Raw genomic sequence first — 17,964 nt, 5'->3', positions numbered from 1 at the left:
CCCCATCCGCCGTCCGCAGACGACGCAGCGCCCGGACCCCATCCTCGGGGCCCGGGCGCTGCGTGTCACTGCGAACAACAATGTGCCCGCCTCTCCTGTGCGAGCGACGGACACATTGGCCTTGCGGGCGATCGAGCCGCGACTGCGCTGGCTCTCACGCCGGGATTACTGCACCGGCGAGATTACTTGGCCGGGGGCATCAGAACGGTGTCGACCAGGTACACGGTCGCGTTCGCGGTCTGGACTCCGCCGCAGATGATGTTCGAGTCGTTGACCATCATCTCGTCACCCGAGCCGGTCACCTCGAGGTCAGCGCCCTGCACAGTGGTGTGCATGCCTGCGATGTCAGCCGGCTCGATCTGGCCGGGCACCACGTGGTAGGTGAGGATGCTGCTGAGCAGGTCGCTATCGGTCTTCAGCGTATCGATGGTGCCGGCGTCGATCTTCGCGAAGGCGTCATCCACCGGTGCGAACACGGTGAACTCGTCGCCGTTCAGGGTGTCGACGAGGTCGACGTCAGGGTTCAGCTGACCGCTGACCGCCGAGACGAGCGTCTTCAGCATCGGGTTGTTGGATGCCGCGACTGCGACCGGATCCTGCGACATGCCCTGGATCGAGCCGTCGCCCTCTGGCACTGCTTCAGCGTATGCCGCGCAGCCGGGGCCGACCAGGTTCGCTGCCGGATCCATGGCGTCCGACGACTCCGCCGGCTCCTCCATGGGGGTCTCTTCCATCTGCTCCGTGGTCTGGTCTTCGGCGGCTTCGTCCGACGCTCCCATGGAGCAGCCGGTGAGCATTGCGGCGCCGACAAGCGTCATTGCGAACGCGGCGCCGAGGGTCTTCTTCTTGGTGAACATGGTTCCTCCTCGAGATGAGATCCGCAGATTTCCGCGGCTTGTAAACGTCTTCGGAGCCCTTCCGCGGTCGGATGGGAAATTGATCGAAAAAGTTTTCCGGGGCCTTCGCGGTGTCGTGGCAGTGCGCGGGAGCGCGGGAGCGTCGGAGCGCGGGAGCGCGGGAGCGTCGGAGCGCGGGAGCGTGCGTGCCCTCGCGCGCGCCCGCGCGCGAACAAGAACTGCTGGCCCGGCATCCGCAGTGGGGCCCGCACGAGACCCGAGCTCTCCTGGCCTCAGACCCATCCGATCGGCGCTCCGCTCCGAAGTACCTCGCAATAGGAAGGCCTCTCATGGACATCGTGCTTATCGGTCTGCTCGGCGGACTCATCACCGGCATCTCGCCGTGCATTCTCCCGGTACTGCCGGTCATCTTCCTGACGGCCGGCGCGCAGCCGGCCGCGCCGGGGAAGGCGCCGGAGGTCATTCCGGCGAAGCGCAGCCGCCCGTTCTGGATCATCGCGGGGCTCGTGCTGAGCTTCTCCGTGGTGACGCTGCTCGGATCGGTGCTGCTCGGGCTGTTGAACATTCCGCAGAGCGCGATCCGCTGGGCCGGCGTCGCCGTTCTGCTGATCATCGGCGTCGGCATGCTCTTCCCCGGGTTCGAGCAGCTGCTCGAGAAGCCGTTCCAGCGGCTGCCCCGCCGCAAGGTCGGCGAGGGAGGCAACGGGTTCGGCATGGGTCTCGCGCTCGGAACGGTATTCGTGCCGTGCGCCGGCCCCGTGCTCGCTGCGATCATCGTGGCGGGTGCGACCGGCCAGATCGGCATCGAGACCGTCCTGCTCACCTTCTCCTTCGCGATCGGCGTCGCGCTGCCGCTGCTCGTCTTCGCGCTCGCCGGCAGCAAGGTCGCCCAGCGCATCCGCGGCTTCCGCAAACGCGAGCGCACGCTGCGCATCGTCGGCGGCGTCGCCCTGATCGCCCTCGCCGTCGGGCTCGCGTTCAACGTGCCGCAGGCGCTGCAGCGTCTGCTGCCCGATTACACGGCCGGCATCCAGAAGGATCTGGCCGAGAGCGACGCCGGCAAGAGCGCCCTGAACCTGGGCGGTCTCGTCACCGACGAGAACCGCGATCTCGACAAGTGCGCGAACGACGCCGACGAGCTCGCGTCGTGCGGCAAGGCGCCCTCGATCAAGGGCATCGACACCTGGTTGAACACGGAGGGCGGCGAGGCGCTCGATCTCGACGAGTTGAAGGGCGAGGTCGTGCTCATCGACTTCTGGGCTTACTCCTGCATCAACTGCCAGCGCTCGATCCCGCACGTGGTCGCCTGGGATGAGGCGTACGGCGACAAGGGACTGAAGGTGATCGGCGTCCACTCGCCCGAGTACGCATTCGAGAAGGAGCAGTCGAACGTCGAGGCCGGCATCAAGGATTTCGGCATCGAGTACGCGGTCGCCATGGACAACAATCTCTCGACCTGGACGAATTACCGCAACCGCTACTGGCCCGCCCACTACCTGATCGATGCGGAGGGCACGGTGCGACACATCTCGTTCGGCGAGGGCAACTACGAGACCACCGAGAAGCTCATGCGAGAACTGCTCGAGGATGCGAATCCCGACGAGGAGCTGCCCGCTGAGACCAACATCTCGGATGCGACGCCGGAGGTCGGCAGCACCAGCCCTGAGACGTTCCTCGGCTCGTCCAAGGACCGCAACTTCGCGGGCCCCGGCGACTACCGGGCCGGTGAGGGCGAGTACGAGTTCCCGAAGGATCAGAAGCAGGACACGTTCGCGCTCGACGGCAAGTGGACGATCGAGACGCAGTATGTGACTCCGACCGACGATTCGGAGGCGAACATCCGCCTCGACTACCGCGGCCAGGAGGTGCGAGCCGTCATCGCGGGCAGCGGCACGATCGAGGTCGCGGTCGAGGGTGGTGGCACCCGATCCATCGAGATCGACGGAACGCCGCGCTCCTACCGAGTGGTGGAGGCGGATGATCCGGCCGAGGGCACGCTCGATGTGCAGGTTCCCCAGGGCGTGCAGGTCTACTCGTTCACCTTCGGGTAGGCCCCGATCGCATAACGGATTTGGACTCGAGGCACGAGACGAAGGCAGAGCGGAGGTGAATGAGGCATGCTGAGTGTGATGGTCATTGACGGGGTGGAAATACCGGAGGACGGCGCGAGCGTCGATCCGGCGGATAGGGCGCTCGCACGCGCCGCGGTGGGAGACCAGCGCGCCTTCGCCGAGCTGTACGATCTGCTCTCGGCCCGAGTGTTCGGTCTGATCCTCAGGGTCCTGGTCGACCGGTCGCAGAGCGAGGAGGTACTGCAGGAGGTCTTCCTCGAAGCGTGGCAGACCGCGGATTCGTTCAATCCGGAACGGGGCCGAGCTCGCACGTGGCTCCTCACGATCGCCCACCGGCGAGCAGTGGATCGTGTCCGCGCCTCGCAGGCGTCCCGTCGCAGGGACCTCGCCGCCGGTACGCGCGACTTGGCCGAAGCGCAGCCGGCAGTCGATGAGGAGGTGGAGCTCATGATCGACGGCACGCGTGCCGTGCACGGCCTCAGCGAACTCCCCGAGCCTCAGCGCCGCGCGATCGTGCTCGCCTACTTCGGCGGGTACAGCCAGAGCGAGATCGCCGTGCTCCTCGGAGCGCCGCTCGGCACCATCAAATCAAGAATTCGAGACGGTTTGACCCGTCTCAGGAAAGAAATGGAGGCGACGCGATGAACGAGCAACAGTTCCGCGAGCTCTCCGCTGCCCGCGCCCTGCATGCGCTCTCCCCGGAAGAGGAGCAGAGCTTCTCGGAGGCGCTGGCAGCTCATCCAGAATGGCTCGAGGTCGTCGACGAGGATCGCGAGACGGTCGCGGCCATCGCCGTTTCGACGCCCGAGGTCGCGCCGCCCGCTGGAGCCCGCGCCGCGATCCTCGATCTGATCGCGCGCTCGCCGCAGTTCGAGGCCGGTCACGAGCCCGAGCCCCGCGCGGAGGCGACTCCGACGCCTCGACCGACGCCCGCCCGCCCGGGCGATCTGGTGCCGGAGCTGATCGAGGAGCCGGATGATCCGGAGCTGGCGTTCAAGCGTTCGCGCCGCAAGGCGGCCTGGTTCGGGCTCGCGGCGTCGGTCGCGGTGCTGCTCGCGATCGCGCTCGCGCTGCCGATGGGTGGAATCGTGGCCCCGCAGGATCCCGTTTCGGTCGCCCTGCAGCAGGTCGAGTCGGCGCCCGACTCGCAGTCGACGACGGTCAGCGTCGGATCGGCGGAAGCGACGCTGCACTGGTCGGACTCCACGCAGCAGGCCGTGTTCATGACGGACGGCATGGAGGCGGCGCCCGAGAATCACGATTACGAGGTGTGGCTCGTACGCGGCGATCAGCCGATCTCGCTCGGCGTCATGCATGCCGACGCGAACGGCGGCGCTGCGGTGCTCGCCGAGGGGTTCACGCCCGGCGATGCGCTCGCGGTGACGGTCGAGGATCGCGGCGGGTCGCCCACGGGCGCCCCGACCACCGATCCGATCGTGGTGGTCGCTTCGGCCTGAGCCGGCCGCGGGCGCGCAGACACATGCCCACCGAAAGCGCGTTTCGTGCGCTCTCCTCACAGGGACAGAGCACGAAACGCGCTTTCGTCGCAGAAGTCCCCGCGATCCACTCGGATCGCGGGGACTTCGCGGTGGTTACAGCGCGTGCGCGGTGTCTTCGACCTCGCCCACGAGTTCCTCGACGATGTCCTCCAAGAAGAGCACACCGGTGAAGCCGCCCGCCTCTGAGCCGACGCGAGCGATGTGCGCACCGCGCTCGCGCAACAGCTCGAGTGCGTCCTCGACCTCGGCGCCCGCCGCCACGGTGGGCAGGTCGCGCGCGCGGCTCGAAGGAATCGGGGCGCCGATCTCCGCCGCGGAGGAGAGGTCGAGGATGTCCTTGAGATGCAGGTAGCGCTCGGGCTGACCGTCAGCGGAGTGCAGCACGTAGCGCGAGTAGCCGTGCTCGGACACCGCCTGCTGCACCTGGCGCGGGGTCGCATCGAGGGGCAGTCGCACGAGGGCGTCGAGCGGCACCTCGACATCGGAGACGTGCTTCTCGGTGAACTCGAACGCGGCGGAGATCGTCCCGCTCGTATCCTCCAGGGTTCCCTCCCGGGTCGACTGCTCGACGATGCTCGCGACCTGGTCGATGGTGAACGCGGTGTTCGCCTCGTCTCTCGGCTGCACGCCGCAGAGGCGGAGGAAGCCGTTGGCGATCCAGTTGAGCGACCGGATCACTGGCCCGACCACCTTGGACACGAAGACCAGCGGCGGGGCGAGCAGGAGCGAAGCGCGATCCGGCACCGAGAACGCGAGGTTCTTCGGCACCATCTCGCCGAAGACGACGTGCAAGAACGTGACGAGCAGCAGCGCGACGATGAACGCCGTGACGGATACGGCTTCCGCGGTGAGCCCCGTCCACGCGAGCAGCGGGATCTCGAGCAGGTGGTGGATCGCCGGCTCCGAGACGTTCAGAATGACGAGCGAGCAGACGGTGATGCCCAGCTGGCTCGTCGCCAGCATGAGGGTGGCGTGCTCCATGGCCCAGAGCGTCGTCTTGGCGGCCTTGCTGCCCGCTGCGGCGCGCGGTTCGATCTGCGACCGCCGAGCGGAGATGACGGCGAATTCGGCGCCGACGAAGAACGCGTTCACCACGAGGAGCACGACGAGCCAGATGAGCCCGGGAAGATACTCGTTCATCGTTCGACTCCCTGGCGTCGGCTCTGCTGATCGGTCTGGCCAGGCTGCGCGGGCTGGCGGCCCTGCTCGAAGGCGTCCATCACCTTGGTGCGCGTATTGAACGCTGGGTCGCTCTCGCGATCGGATGTGGCGTACCGCAACCGCGTGATGCGCGAGCCGTCGAACTCCTCGACGCGCAGCGTGCCGTTGGCCAGCGCGAGCTCCTCGCCGAGATCGGGGATGCGCTCCAGGGTTTCGAGTACGTACCCGGCGATGGTCTCGTACTCTTCGCTCTCCGGCACGCGGATCGCGAGCCGGTCCCAGAGCTCGTCGGGGCGCAGCGAGGCGGGGAAGAAGATCTCATCGCCGCTCACCACGACGTCTTCGAGGAGTGCGTCGTGTTCGTCGCGCACCTCTCCGAGCAGCTCCTCGACGAGGTCTTCGAGCGTCACGACCCCTGCGGTGCCTCCGTGCTCGTCGACGACGACCGCCATCTGGTAGCTGCGCTGCCGCAGCACCTCGAGCAGCGAGGCCACTCCCGCGGCTTCCGGGACGCGAACGGGCTCTGACATGAACTCTGACACGGAGGTGTAGTCGCGGCGATCGAAGTCGACCGCGTAGGCCGACTTCACGTGCACGATGCCCACGATGTCGTCGACGCTCTCATCGAACACCGGGTACCGGGAGTGGCCGGTCTCGACGCTGCGCGCGACGACTTCGGCCGCGGACGCGGTGCGGGGCAGCATCTCGGCGACGACGCGGGGCGTCATCACGTCTTCTGCCGTGCGGGATGAGAAGGAGAGGGTGCGGTGCAGCATGGTGGCTTCGTCGTGGTCGAGGGATCCCTCGAGCGCCGAGCGGCGCACGAGGAAGCTCAGCTCTTCAGCGGTGCGCGCCCCAGAGAGCTCCTCCTTCGGCTCGATGCCCATCGAGCGGATCAGCCGGTTGGCGGTGCCGTTGAGCAGTGCGACCACGGGGCGGAAGATGAAGGTGAACGCGATCTGCAGCGGGATGACGACCTTTGAGGTCGCAAGCGGCACCGCGAGTGCGAAGTTCTTCGGAATCAGCTCGCCGAAGATCATCGAGAACAGTGTGGCGAGCGTGATCGCGACGACCGCGCCGACGCCGACGACGCCCGCCTCTGGCACCCCCGCGTTCATGAGCGGACCGCGCAGCAGCGCGCTGATCGCCGGCTCGAAGGTGTACCCGGCGAGCAGCGTCGTGAGCGTGATCCCGAGCTGCGCCGCCGAGAGGTGGGTCGACGTGATCTTGAGCGCCGAGATGGTGGGCCCGAGTCGCCGTTCGCCGCGCGTGCGGCGCTGCTCGAGCTCCGGCCGGTCCAGGTTCACGAGTGCGAACTCGGACGCCACGAAGACGCCCGTGCCGAGCGTCAAGAGGACCCCCGCGAGGAGGCCCCAGATTTCCCCTGTCATCGCTCACCCCCAACATGCGCTGAGAGGGTGAGCTTCGTACTATGACCGGGTCTGTCGTCCATGAGTACTGAAACTAGCGGTGGCAGCCGTGAAAGTGCCGTGACTGCAGGACGCTGAACTGCGCAGGATCATGCCGCTTTCGGCGGGTTGCCGCGATCCGGGGCCACGGCTAGCGCGAGCGCGCAGAATGCGAAACCCCCTGATGCCGTCTCGGCGCCCGCCCGTAGTCTCGGCCCATGTCAGGATACGAAACGACCTTTGATGCCCATGACGAATCCTTGATCGCCGCTCCCAGGGCGCTGCTTATCAACTGCACGCTGAAGCCGTCGCCCCAGCCCTCGAGCGGTGACGTGCTCGGCGGGCAGGTGCTGCAGCAGTTGCAGGAGCACGGGGTGCAGGGCTCGTCGATCCGCGCGGTGGATCACCGGATCCTCCCCGGCGTCGAGAACGACATGGGTGAGGGTGACGCCTGGCCCGAGATCAGGGAGGCGGTGCTGCAGGCCGACGTGCTCGTGTTCGTGACGCCGACGTGGCTGGGGCAGCACTCGAGCGTCGCGCAGCGCGTGCTCGAGCGGCTCGACGCCGAGATCTCCGCGACCGACGCATCTGGTCGTCCCACCCTCTTCGGGAAGGTCGCGATTCCCGTCGTCGTCGGCAACGAGGACGGCGCGCACCACATCTGCGGCATTCTCGCGCAGGCGCTCGGCGACACCGGCTTCACGATTCCGGCGCAGTCCTCGGTCTACTGGAACGGTCAGGCGATGGGCGGCACGGATTACCGCGAGCTCGACGAGACGCCGGAGGCGGTGGCGACGACCATCCGCACAGCGGCGGCCAATGCCGCGCATCTCGCGGAACTGCTGCGGGGCGAGCCCTACCCCGTGTGAGTCGTCGCGTCGTCGTGCTGCATCGCGGAGCGGCGGGCGCGCTGAGCGCGGATCGCGATGTTCCAGCGCTTCGCGTTGAGCGCGGTGACGACGGCGGCGACAACGCCGGGAACGGCGATCGTCATGATCAGGATGAGGGCCTGGGGTTCCATGGTTCGAGCCTAAGCAGGTTCGCGGCGCACCGCCTCCCCCGAGAGGATGACTCCCGGCGAGGTTCGCCGCGCACGCATTCCCGAGGGGCGTGGGTACAGTGGGACGCGGAGCCGCGTGATCTCATGCGGATCCTGGCGCGTCGACGCGCCGCCCTATCTGGAGGAAAGATAACCATGTCCAAGTACCGGGTGCAGAATCCTGCCACGGGTGAGGTTCTCGAGACGTTCGAGGCCGCGACCGATGCGCAGATCGAGGAGGCGCTCGCGGGCGCCGACGCCGTATACCGGGAATGGCGGGAGCGGAGCGTGCAAGAGCGCGCCGCTGTCGTCAAACGGGTCGCCGAGTTGTTCATCGAGCGCAAGGACGAGCTCGCTCGTCTGATCGCGCTGGAGATGGGCAAGTCGATCGCCGAATCGATCGACGAGGTGGAGTTCGCGGCCCAGATCATCGACTACTACGCGGTGCACGGTCCGAGCCTGATCACCGATTACGAGATCCCGAGCACGATTCCGGGGAAGGCGTACATCGAGCACCTGCCGGTGGGCGCGCTCCTCGGCGTGATGCCGTGGAATTTCCCGTACTACCAGGTGGCGCGCTTCGCAGCGCCGAACCTGGTGCTCGGCAACACGATCCTGCTCAAGCACGCCGACGTCTGCGCGCGTTCGGCGCTGACGATCCAGGAGATCATGGAAGAGGCCGGCGTTCCCGTCGGCGGATACCAGAACGTGTTCGCCTCGCACGATCAGATCGCGACGATCATCGCCGACCCGCGGGTGCAGGGAGTGTCGCTCACGGGCTCCGAGCGCGCTGGAGCGATCATCGGCGCGCAGGCCGGATCGCATCTGAAGAAGGCGGTGCTCGAGCTCGGCGGCATCGACGCGATGGTCGTGCTCGACTCCGACGATGTGGCCGATGTTGCGAAGCAGGCGTGGGATTTCCGCGTCTACAACGCCGGCCAGGTGTGCAACTCGAACAAGCGCCTCATCGTGATGGACGACATCTACGATGAGTTCGTCGCTGAGCTCGTGAGACTCGCCGAGGGCCTGGAGCCGGGCGACCAGCTCGATCTCCAGGAGGGCCAGTACGTGCCGCTCTCGTCGCGCACAGCTGCGGAGACCGTCGACGCGCAGGTGCAGAAGGCCGTCTCCGAGGGGGCGCGGCTGCTCGCGGGTGGCACGCTCTCCGAGGGGCCGAGCGCGTACTACTCGCCAGCGGTCCTGGTCGACGTGCCGCGGGATTCCGAGTCGTACGGCGAGGAGATCTTCGGGCCGGTCGCCACGGTGTACCGGGTGTCGAGCGACGAGGAGGCGCTCGAGCTCGCGAACGACTGCGCGCTGGGGCTGGGCGGGTCGGTGTTCTCGACCGACGAAGCCCGCGCCACTCGGGTCGCCTCGCGACTCGAGACCGGCATGAGTCACGTGAACATCATCGCCGCGGAGTCGGCTGAGATTCCGTTCGGCGGTGTGAAGCGCTCGGGCTTCGGCCGTGAGATGGGTCCGATCGGCATCGGGGAGTTCGCGAACAAGCGACTCTTCTTCGTCGCCGAGTAGCGCTCTCGTCGCGGTGCTGCGAGCGGGTCGGGGGATGCGCCTCCGGCTCGCTCGCATGCGCGGGGTGCAGACTGGGATGCATGCGCATCCGCACCGAGTTCGAAGCCGCTTGCCCGCCTGACGTCGCCTGGCGCGCGCTCCACGACCCGAGCGTCGCGGCCGAGCTGTACGCGCCGTTCCTCGTCATGCAGCCCGAACGCGCGTTTCCGGAAGCGCTGACCACTGGCACCGAGACGCGCGCGCGGCTGCGCGTCTTCGGCGCGCTGCCGGTCGGCGCCCAGTTGATCCGGATCACCGATCTTCCCTCGACCGCGGGCGCCGACTGGCCCCGCACGATGCGCGATCACGGTCGTCCGCTCACGGGACCGCTCGCACTGCTCGCGGAGTGGCGGCACGAGATGACGATCTCGCGATCCCGCGCCTCGGAGCACCGTGCGGTCTGGACGGATGAGCTGCACATCGGCGGCGCGCTCGCACCTCTCTTCCGGCCGGTGCTCGCCCTGATGTGGCGCTGGCGTGGGCGCAAGCTGCGCCGCCTCGCCCGGAACTGGCAGTAGACGCCCACGCGAACGGGAGGGACGGGGAATGGCCAACGTGCGCATCGGCGGCGTCGACCTGTACGAAGAGGTCACGGGCACGGGCGAGCCCGTCGTGATGCTCCACGGCGGCTTCTGCTCGCTCGAGTCGCTAGCCCCGATCGCGGGCGCGCTCGCCGCATCGCGCCGCGTGCACGCCTACGAGCGGCCCGGGCACGGTCGTTCCGCGGATATCGCCGGGGGCTACTCCTACGAGAGCGGGGTCGCCGATGCGCTCGCCTATCTCGACGCGCACGATCTCGCCGACGCCCACATCGTCGGATACAGCGACGGAGCGATCATCGGGCTGCTCCTCGCAATGCAGCATCCGGAACGAGTGCGCACGCTGACCGCGATCAGTGCGAACCTCGACCCTTCGGCCTACGACCGAGACCCGGCGGTGAACGGGCCGATCCTGCCGGCACTGCCGCCGGCCGGCCGCGCGGTGCACAGCCCCGAAGCGCAGGATCGCGTGAGCCCCGAGCGCGAAGCCTTCGAGCGCCTGTCGCCCGATGGCGCCGCTCACGCCGACGCCGTCTGGGAGAAGTGCATGCGACTCTGGACGACCGAGCCGCACATCGACCCGACCGACCTCGCGCGGGCCACCTCGCCGGTGCTGGTGCTCGCCGGCGACCGCGACACGGTGCGACCGCTCCACTCGCTGCGCATCGCCGCGGCGCTGCCGAACGCGCGCCTCGGCCTCATCCCAGGCACGACGCACGGTCTCGTCGCGGAGAAGCCGGCATTCGTCGCGGCGCTCATCGAGGACTTCCTCGGCGAGGCCGTCACCGGCTGAGCGGGGTGCGCCCCCGCCTCAGGCCGAGCGCCGCAGCAGCCACACGAAGTATGGGGCGCCGATGAGTGCGAGCATCAGCCCGGCGGGCAGCTGGGCGGGCGAGATGAGGGTGCGCCCGAGGGTGTCGGCCACGCAGACCAGCAGGCCGCCGAGCAGCATGGATACGGGAATGATGCGCGTATGCCTGGCGCCGACGATGGCGCGCGCCAGGTGCGGGGCGACGAGTCCGACGAAGCCGATGACGCCGACCGCCACCACGCTGACCGCCGCGAGTGCGGCTGCGATGGCGAGCAGCGAGAAGCGCGTCTTCTCGAGCCCGATGCCGAGAATGCGCGGGGTGTCCTCGTCGATGGCGAGCAGGTCGAGGTGGCGGCGCAGCCCGATGAGGATCGGCAGGGCGATCACCAGCGCGATCGCGACGGGCAGCACGTCCGGGAGCGACCGCCCGTAGGTGGTGCCGGAGAGCCACGTCAGGATGCGCGGGGCGTTCCAGGGGTCGGCGCGCAGCAGCAGGAACGTGGTGAGCGCGGTCAGGCCGTACCCGCAGCCGATGCCGATGAGCACGAAGCGATCGGGCAGCATGCCGCCGCGCCAGGAGAGCACTGCGATGAGCGCGAACGTGGCGAGGCCGAAGGCGAGGGCGAGCACCACGAGCAGCGGTCGCCCGCCCCCGTTGGTCACGGCGATCACGGCGCCGAGCCCGGCACCCGCCGTGATTCCCAGCAGTCCGGGCTCCGCGAGCGGGTTGCGCACGGTCGACTGCACGACGCAGCCGGAGAGCGCGAGCGCCGCGCCCGCAAGCAGCGCAGCGGCCACGCGCGGAACGCGTTCGTCGATGGCGCGCGTGACCAGGTCGGGAGCGGCTCCCTGCAACCAGAGTGCGAGGTCGCCCGTGCGCAGCCACAGGCTGCCCGCGAGGAGCCCGACGATCGCGGCGGCGACGAGGAGCACCCCGGCGATGGCGATGACGACGCCGAGACGGCGGCGGGAGCGCCCGGGGGCTTTCGCCTGGGGCGGGTTCCGCACGCCCCCCGCGTCTCGCATGCGGAGCGCGAGCACCACGATGACCACGGCGCCGAGCAGCGCGGTCGGAATTCCTGTGGGCACAGATGTCGCACCCTCCGCGCCGAGGATCGCGCGGAGCCCGGCATCGGCGAGGAGGATGAGGAGCGCGCCGAGCAGGCCGGAGACCGGGATGAGCAGCACGTGCCGTGCGAGGGGCCGCACCTTCGCGGCGATGAGCCGGGCGAGCACGGGTGCTCCGAGTCCGACGAAGGCGATGGGCCCCGCCAGCATGACGGCGGTGCTCGTGAGCAGCACGGCGCAGGTCACCGAGATGAGTCGGGTGGCGCGAATCGGCACCCCGACCGCGGAGGCGGTGTCGTCGCCGAGGCCGAGCACGTCGAGTCGGCGTGCGAGCAGCAGCGCCACCGCGAGCACGACGACGATGAGGGGGATGGCGCGCAACGAGGCGTCGATGTTGAGCTGCGCCAGAGATCCGCTGCCCCAGGCGAAGAGGCCGGTGGTGTTCTCCTTGAACAGGATCAGCAGCATCGCGGTGCCGGCATCGAGCGCCATCGCGAGCGCAGAACCGGCGAGGATCAGTCTGGTTGTGCCGGTACCAGCGGTACTTCCGGCGAGGGTGAGCACGAGCGCGGCTGCCGCGAGACCGCCGACGAAGGCGACGCCGCCAGACGCCCACATGGGCAGCGACAGCCCGAAGGCCGCGACTGCTGTGAGCGCGAAGTACGAACCCGCGGTCACCGCGAGCGTGTCGGGAGAGGCGAGCTGGTTGCGCGTGATCGATTGCAGCAGCGCGCCTGCGACTCCGAGCGCGACTCCGACGGCGATGCCGGCCGCGAGACGCGGCAGCCGGGAACCGGTGAGCACGTCGCCCACCGGGACGCCGTTCACCGATTCTCGGGCGCCGCCCGCGTATCGCATGAGGTCCCAGACCCCGACGCCCGAGGTTCCCTGGGTGATGTGCCAGGCGCCGACGGCAACGACGCCGACCGCCAGGGCGACGAGCACCGCGACACCGCTCGCTCCGCCGCGCAGGCCCAGATTCCGCAGGCCGGGTCCCTGCGGCCTCGGGCCCTGGGACCCAGTGGTGCCGGCATCCGGAGCCGCGGGTCCTCGCGGCCCCGCGGTCACGGGAGCGGTGCTTGTCGCCATCGCGTTCCTGTGTCCGCTACTTCTCGAGGATCGCGTCGACGAATGCGTCGACGGCCTGCTGGCCCGAGAGCGGACCGCCCGCACCCCAGACCCCGGAGGGGAATGCCCGCGCACGGCCCTCCTCGACGGCGGGGAGCGAGTTCCAGATCGCGCTCTTCTCGAGCTCGTCGGTGTAACCGCCCTCCTCCGTGTAGAAGAGGTTCGCATCGCCGACGGCCGTCAGGCCTTCCAGATCGGTCTGCGCGAGGCCGTAGGCGGGATCCACCCCGCCGTTGCCGTACGCCTGGTCGATGTCGTCCGACCATGCCGGGGTGAGGCCGAGCTCTTCGCCGAAGGCGGTGAACAGCGCGCCCTCGCCGTAGGGGCGGATCACGAGGTTGCTGCCCTCGATCCAGCCGTCGAAGTAGACGAAGTCGGTCGTGGGCAGGTCGGCGGTGGCGACCTCCTCCTTCGCGTCGGCGAGGTGCTGGTCGAAATCGGCGAGTACCGCCTCGGCGCGCTCGGTGCGGCCCGTGGCCTCGGCGATGAGCGTGAACACGTTCTTCATGTTCCCGATCGGGTCTTTCGTGTCGGCTCCGACCGTCACGAGAACGGGCACATCGCTCTCCTGCTCGAGCGTCTGCACGATATCGGCGTCGGCCTCGAAGGCCTCGACGATGATGAGGTCGGGCTTCGCGCCGTAGAGCGCATCCAGGTCGGGCTCGCCTCGGGTGCCCAGGTCGACCACGTCCTCGGGAAGCTTCTCCGCGCTCACCCACGTGGCGTACCCCTCGGGGTCGGAGACCGCGACGGGCGCGACGCAGAGCGTCATCGCGTCTTCGGCCTGCTGCCATTCGAGCACCGCGATGCGCTCGGCCGGTGCGTCGAGCTGCACGGTGCGGCCGACGCCGTCGGTGATCTCGATCGGACCGGTCGACGTCGTGGTCGGGTCGTTCTGGCAGGCCTCTGATGTCGCCTGAGGCGCGTCGTCGGCGCCTCCCTCGACAGAGGTCGTGCCGCAGCCGGCTGCGGTGAACGCGACGGCGGTGACGACCGCGGCCGCGGCTGCGGTGCGAAGAGTACGGATCATGCGGGGTTCCTCTCGGAGGGGGTGGCTGGAGTGAATGAGACGTGGGGGATGCCGGCAGGGCTTCCGGCGCTGGGCGATCGTGGCGCGTGCCTGCTGATCGGGTCGACGCGCACGCGACCGGTCAGTTCGTCGACGTCGACCTCGACGGGGATGCCGTAGACCTCGCTGAGGTGCTCAGCGGTGAGCACGTCGGCCGGGGCACCCGAAGCGCGGACGCGCCCGTGATCCATCAGGATCAGGTGGTCGGCGACGCGCGCGGCGTGGTCGAGATCGTGGAGCACGATGCCGACGGCGACACCGGTCTCTTCGACGAGATCGCGCACGAGGTCGAGTGTTTCGATCTGATAGCGCAGGTCGAGGTGGTTGGTGGGTTCGTCGAGGAGCACCGCGCCGGTCTCCTGCGCGACGCATGCCGCGAGCCACACGCGCTGCATCTCGCCGCCCGAGAGTTCGCCGACCGGGCGGGTGGCCATGTCGCGCACGCCCGTGGCACCGAGCGCATGATCGATCGCCCGTCGATCTGACTCGGTGAGGCCGGCGAAGCGGCGACGGTGCGGATGGCGGCCGAAGGCGACGACTTCACCGACGGTCAGTCCCTGCGGAGCTGGGCGCGACTGCGAGAAGAGGGTCACCTCGTGGGCGAACTCGCGGGCGGTGAGCAGCGAGACGGGGCGGGCGTCTGAGGTCCCGGCGGCCCTGATCGTCACCGCGCCGCTGGGCGCCGGGTGGAGACGGGCGAGCGCGCGCAGCAGTGTGGACTTGCCGCTGCCGTTCGGCCCGACGAGGGCGGTCGCGCATCCGGGCCGCAGCGTGATCGACACGTCGCGCACCACGTCGGTCTTGCCGTACGCGAGATCGAGATGCTCGCCGCGCAGGGTCACGGGCTCGCGCGACGAAGATGCTGAACTGGCTGATGGCATGCGGTGGATCCTGAATCGAAAGGGGCGGGGACGAGGCGACTCCGACTCGGTCGCTCGTGCAACTTAGGACAGCCTTGCTTACATCAGACTAGTTGCGGGCGGTCCGCCTCTGCAATTTCCATGCAAACTCTGAACGCGCGGATCACCGCCCTGAACGCGTGAGTGCGCGCCGACGCTGGCGAGCATCGACGGGGTGCGCGAGAATCGACCCGTGGACGGTCTGATGCTGCAGGAGCGAGCCGCGGCGCGCACGAACGAACTGCCGGGGGCTGCTCTCGAGCACCCGTTCGGCCCCGAGTTCGACGTCTACAAGGTGTGCGGCAGGGTCTTCATGCTGGTGTCCGATCTGCGTGAGACGCCCATCGTGACGCTCAAGGCCGCCCCCGCCGACGCGACGGCGCTGCGCGAGGCCTACGCTGAGATCAATCCGGGCTACCACATGAACAAGAAGCACTGGATCACCCTCACGGGGGGAGGGGCACTCGAACCCGAGATGCTCGACGATCTGGTGACCGAGTCGTACCTGCTCGTGGTCGAGAAGCTGCCCCAGCGCCTGCGTCCGGTCGACCCGGCGACGTTCGGCCGCCGCGTGGAGAGCATCGCGGGTGACTCCGCTGAGCCGGCCCCGGACCCGGACGAGTCGCGAGGCCGGCCCTGATCGGTGCGATCTCAGCGCGTGGTGCGGCGAGCGGCGCGTGCGCCCAGCACGAGGACCCCGGCGAGCGCGAGGGAGGCCGCGAGCCCGGCCAACGGTGCGGTGTCGGCCCCCGTCGCGGCCAGTTCAGGAGAACCGGCCGTCTGCGCAGCAGCACGCGCCGGGGCACCCGTCGACGCACCCGGTTCAACCGCACCCGCCTCGCTGGCACCGTCGACGCCGCCGTCTGCGGCTCCGGTGGCCGTCCCCGCGCCGTCTGCGGCTCCCTCGGCACCGGTGTCGGCATCGGCTCCAGCCGCGGCTTCGACGACCGTCGCGGTCACGGAGAACGGCAGCGGCACCTTCTCGGAGTCCATCGCTGCACCGGTGGTCAACCACCAGGGCTGCAGTTGCGGATCGAGCCACTGCACGAAGTCTGCGGGGTAGGAGTCCGGGTAGGTGCGTCCGTTGAGTTCGAGCGCGCGCCCGGTGAAGTCAGGGGTTGCGGTCAGTGAGAGTCGGTCTCCCTCACGCGTGATCACCGCGTCGGAGAACGTCGCGAGAGCGACTCGTCGATAGCCGTCGCTCGCGAGTTCGCCGGTCACCTTCCACGCCGCATCGAAGGTCAGCGTTCCCGTGCCGTCGGCGGCGATCTGCAGGCGGGGGTTGCCCAGGGTGGTGCTCACCTCGGGCGCGAGGCCCGGGTAATGCTGCACGAAGATGCCGTCGTTCCAGACGATGTCGGCCGCGCCGCTCACGGTGTCGTACCAGCCCGATCCGTCGGCGAACCCGAACTCCGCGTTCTCATGCGTGGTGGCTCCGAGCGGTCTCGGTGACCAGGCCAGCATGTACTCGTTGAGCGCCCACGCCAGGCCGCCGTCACTCGTCTCCGACGCGCCGGCGGGTGCCGGGCTCGGCGCTGGCGCCTCCGGCCCCTCCCACGGGGCCTGCTCGGCCGGGGGCTCTTCGGTGTCGCCCTGACCGGGAGTCTCCTCGCGGATCACCGGGGCCACCAGGTCGCCCGTTCGAACGAGCTCGCTCAGCCGGTCGGAGTACGGGTGGCTGATGTAGGCCCGCGTGCCATCGGCATTCACGTCGAGCCCCCATGTATCGGCATTCCCGGCGCCGGTGCCGGCGGTCACTCCGGCAGCGGTGAAATCGACGGCCGTCTGCGCGGTCCAGGTATCCGGGCTGATGACGGAGACGGTGTTCGAGAATCCGTCTGTCGTGAAGACCTCGTGCGTCGTCGGATTGACGGTTATCTCGTAGACGTTCTCACCCACCTCGATGGGCGTGCCGACGAAGCGGCCGTCTGCGACGCGAAGGCTCACCACCTTCGTGCGGTCCCACGAGTCGGTGAGCGTCGGCGACACGGCGATATGCAATTCGCCGAGGCCCTCATCCATCGCCAGCGCCGCGGCGCGGCCCCCCACCGGCTCCCCCTCGACAGCGAGAGCGGAGACGGGGAAGGCGAGCGAATCGACCCAGGTGCCGGTGATGGTGCTGTAGCCGGTGATCACCTTGGCGCGCCCCTCGGCGATCCAGATCATGTGGTTCGTCGAGTCGTAGACCGCGTCCTTGATCAGGGGGTAGCGCTCGGTGCTGATCGCGATCGGCGCGGAGACGGCGCCCGTTGCCACGTCGACACGGGTGAGGGCGCTCGAGTCGTAGACGTAGAGCATTCCGGTGTCGCGATCCTCGACCACGCCGCTCGGGAAGGCGGGCACCCCTCCGATCTCGCGCACCTCGTGGTCGGCCGACTCGAGGTCGACGATGCTGATGGTGCCCGATCGGTTGTGCAGCACGTAGAGGCTGGCGCCGTCGGCGCTCAGCACGATGTCCGTTGGCTCTGCCTGCGGCAGGTTGATGCTCTCGGCGGCAGGAGATCCGGTCTGCATGTCGAACCACGCGATCCGGCTGAGCGGTCCTTCCGCGGAACTGCCGTCGACGGTCACGTAGACGCGCTGGCGGGCGTCGTCGACTACTGCGGTGCGGCTCACCTCGCCGACGCTGTGCGTGCCGGCGATGGCGAACTGCGAGCTCGCGGCCCGGGCCGGTTGCGGAATGAGGATGAGCGCGAGGCCGACGAGGAGCAGCGCGGCGAGCGCGACTGAGAGGAGGCGCAGAGGGTGTGCTGGAGCGGATCGCATAAGAAGTCGGTCTCCCTGAAACGGTGGTGTGGACAGACCACCCATCATATGAAACTTAGGATACCCTACACAACA

General features: G+C 69.0%; 16 protein-coding genes. 8 read left to right on the top strand and 8 right to left on the bottom strand.

Translation table 11 applies throughout. The features are described 5' to 3' along the window. Positions 1 to 182: 182 nt before the first annotated feature. Complete coding sequence (locus JSQ98_RS10450; RefSeq protein WP_090145672.1) at positions 183 to 857, bottom strand: fasciclin domain-containing protein; 675 nt, start codon at positions 855 to 857, stop codon at positions 183 to 185. 329 nt (positions 858 to 1,186) lie between these two features. On the opposite strand from JSQ98_RS10450, the gene JSQ98_RS10445 reads away from it, so the two are divergent. The 3 genes from JSQ98_RS10445 (at position 1,187) to JSQ98_RS10435 (ending at position 4,386) form a co-directional block, all read left to right on the top strand. Then, on the top strand, positions 1,187 to 2,908 hold the full coding sequence (locus JSQ98_RS10445) for a cytochrome c biogenesis protein CcdA (protein WP_090145670.1): 1,722 nt from the start codon (positions 1,187 to 1,189) through the stop codon (positions 2,906 to 2,908). 66 nt (positions 2,909 to 2,974) lie between these two features. Next, complete coding sequence (gene sigK / locus JSQ98_RS10440) at positions 2,975 to 3,574, top strand: ECF RNA polymerase sigma factor SigK (RefSeq protein WP_249290809.1); 600 nt, start codon at positions 2,975 to 2,977, stop codon at positions 3,572 to 3,574. Further along, the gene (locus JSQ98_RS10435; RefSeq protein WP_200330835.1) at positions 3,571 to 4,386 is read left to right on the top strand and encodes an anti-sigma factor; all 816 of its coding nucleotides are present in this window, start codon (positions 3,571 to 3,573) and stop codon (positions 4,384 to 4,386) included. Before sigK ends, JSQ98_RS10435 begins: the two co-directional genes overlap by 4 nt. A 135-nt stretch (positions 4,387 to 4,521) precedes the next feature. On the opposite strand, the gene JSQ98_RS10430 is transcribed toward JSQ98_RS10435, so the two are convergent. Together JSQ98_RS10430 and JSQ98_RS10425 are read right to left on the bottom strand one after the other, a co-directional pair. Beyond that, positions 4,522 to 5,568, bottom strand: a complete 1,047-nt coding sequence (locus JSQ98_RS10430) for a hemolysin family protein (protein ID WP_211649609.1) — start codon at positions 5,566 to 5,568, stop codon at positions 4,522 to 4,524. Continuing rightward, entirely contained in the window at positions 5,565 to 6,980 is a 1,416-nt protein-coding gene (locus JSQ98_RS10425) for a hemolysin family protein (RefSeq protein ID WP_249290808.1), read from the bottom strand. Before JSQ98_RS10425 ends, JSQ98_RS10430 begins: the two co-directional genes overlap by 4 nt. A gap of 236 nt (positions 6,981 to 7,216) precedes the next feature. Here JSQ98_RS10425 and JSQ98_RS10420 point away from each other — a divergent pair, with 236 nt between their 5' ends. Beyond that, positions 7,217 to 7,867: a flavodoxin family protein gene (locus JSQ98_RS10420; protein WP_090145662.1), complete on the top strand. Its 651-nt coding sequence runs from the start codon at positions 7,217 to 7,219 to the stop codon at positions 7,865 to 7,867. On the opposite strand, the gene JSQ98_RS10415 is transcribed toward JSQ98_RS10420, so the two are convergent. Next, positions 7,855 to 8,019 carry a hypothetical protein gene (locus tag JSQ98_RS10415; RefSeq protein WP_211649607.1) on the bottom strand — a complete coding sequence of 55 codons (165 nt, stop codon included), beginning with the start codon at positions 8,017 to 8,019 and terminating at the stop codon, positions 7,855 to 7,857. The genes JSQ98_RS10420 and JSQ98_RS10415 overlap by 13 nt on opposite strands. 174 nt (positions 8,020 to 8,193) lie before the next feature. Between JSQ98_RS10415 and JSQ98_RS10410 the strand changes: the two genes are divergently transcribed. From JSQ98_RS10410 to JSQ98_RS10400, 3 genes are all read left to right on the top strand, one after another. Further along, positions 8,194 to 9,570, top strand: coding sequence for an NAD-dependent succinate-semialdehyde dehydrogenase (locus tag JSQ98_RS10410; RefSeq protein WP_090145660.1), 1,377 nt, complete (start codon positions 8,194 to 8,196; stop codon positions 9,568 to 9,570). Between the two features lie 80 nt (positions 9,571 to 9,650). Beyond that, positions 9,651 to 10,127, top strand: coding sequence for a hypothetical protein (locus JSQ98_RS10405; protein WP_211649606.1), 477 nt, complete (start codon positions 9,651 to 9,653; stop codon positions 10,125 to 10,127). A gap of 28 nt (positions 10,128 to 10,155) precedes the next feature. Beyond that, positions 10,156 to 10,941, top strand: a complete 786-nt coding sequence (locus JSQ98_RS10400) for an alpha/beta fold hydrolase (RefSeq protein WP_211649605.1) — start codon at positions 10,156 to 10,158, stop codon at positions 10,939 to 10,941. Positions 10,942 to 10,959: 18 nt separating this feature from the next. On the opposite strand, the gene JSQ98_RS10395 is transcribed toward JSQ98_RS10400, so the two are convergent. The 3 genes from JSQ98_RS10395 to JSQ98_RS10385 are packed head-to-tail and all read right to left on the bottom strand — an operon-like array spanning position 10,960 to position 15,105. Next, a complete protein-coding gene (locus JSQ98_RS10395) occupies positions 10,960 to 13,116 on the bottom strand; it encodes an iron ABC transporter permease (protein WP_211649604.1) in 2,157 nt (718 codons plus the stop codon). Between the two features lie 16 nt (positions 13,117 to 13,132). Further along, entirely contained in the window at positions 13,133 to 14,185 is a 1,053-nt protein-coding gene (locus JSQ98_RS10390; RefSeq protein WP_211649603.1) for an iron-siderophore ABC transporter substrate-binding protein, read from the bottom strand. After that, positions 14,182 to 15,105: an ABC transporter ATP-binding protein gene (locus JSQ98_RS10385; protein WP_211649602.1), complete on the bottom strand. Its 924-nt coding sequence runs from the start codon at positions 15,103 to 15,105 to the stop codon at positions 14,182 to 14,184. Before JSQ98_RS10385 ends, JSQ98_RS10390 begins: the two co-directional genes overlap by 4 nt. 211 nt (positions 15,106 to 15,316) lie before the next feature. Between JSQ98_RS10385 and JSQ98_RS10380 the strand changes: the two genes are divergently transcribed. Beyond that, positions 15,317 to 15,763 (top strand): MmcQ/YjbR family DNA-binding protein, encoded by a 447-nt coding sequence (locus JSQ98_RS10380; protein ID WP_211649601.1) that lies wholly within the window; start codon positions 15,317 to 15,319, stop codon positions 15,761 to 15,763. Positions 15,764 to 15,774: 11 nt separating this feature from the next. Here the strand turns inward: JSQ98_RS10380 and JSQ98_RS10375 are convergent, their stop codons facing one another. Further along, positions 15,775 to 17,889, bottom strand: a complete 2,115-nt coding sequence (locus JSQ98_RS10375) for a YncE family protein (protein ID WP_211649599.1) — start codon at positions 17,887 to 17,889, stop codon at positions 15,775 to 15,777. Between the last annotated feature and the right edge of the window lie 75 nt (positions 17,890 to 17,964).

The organism is Leucobacter manosquensis (assembly GCF_018304845.1).
Lineage (GTDB): Bacteria > Actinomycetota > Actinomycetes > Actinomycetales > Microbacteriaceae > Leucobacter > Leucobacter alluvii.
This window is presented reverse-complemented; position numbering and strand designations above follow the sequence as displayed.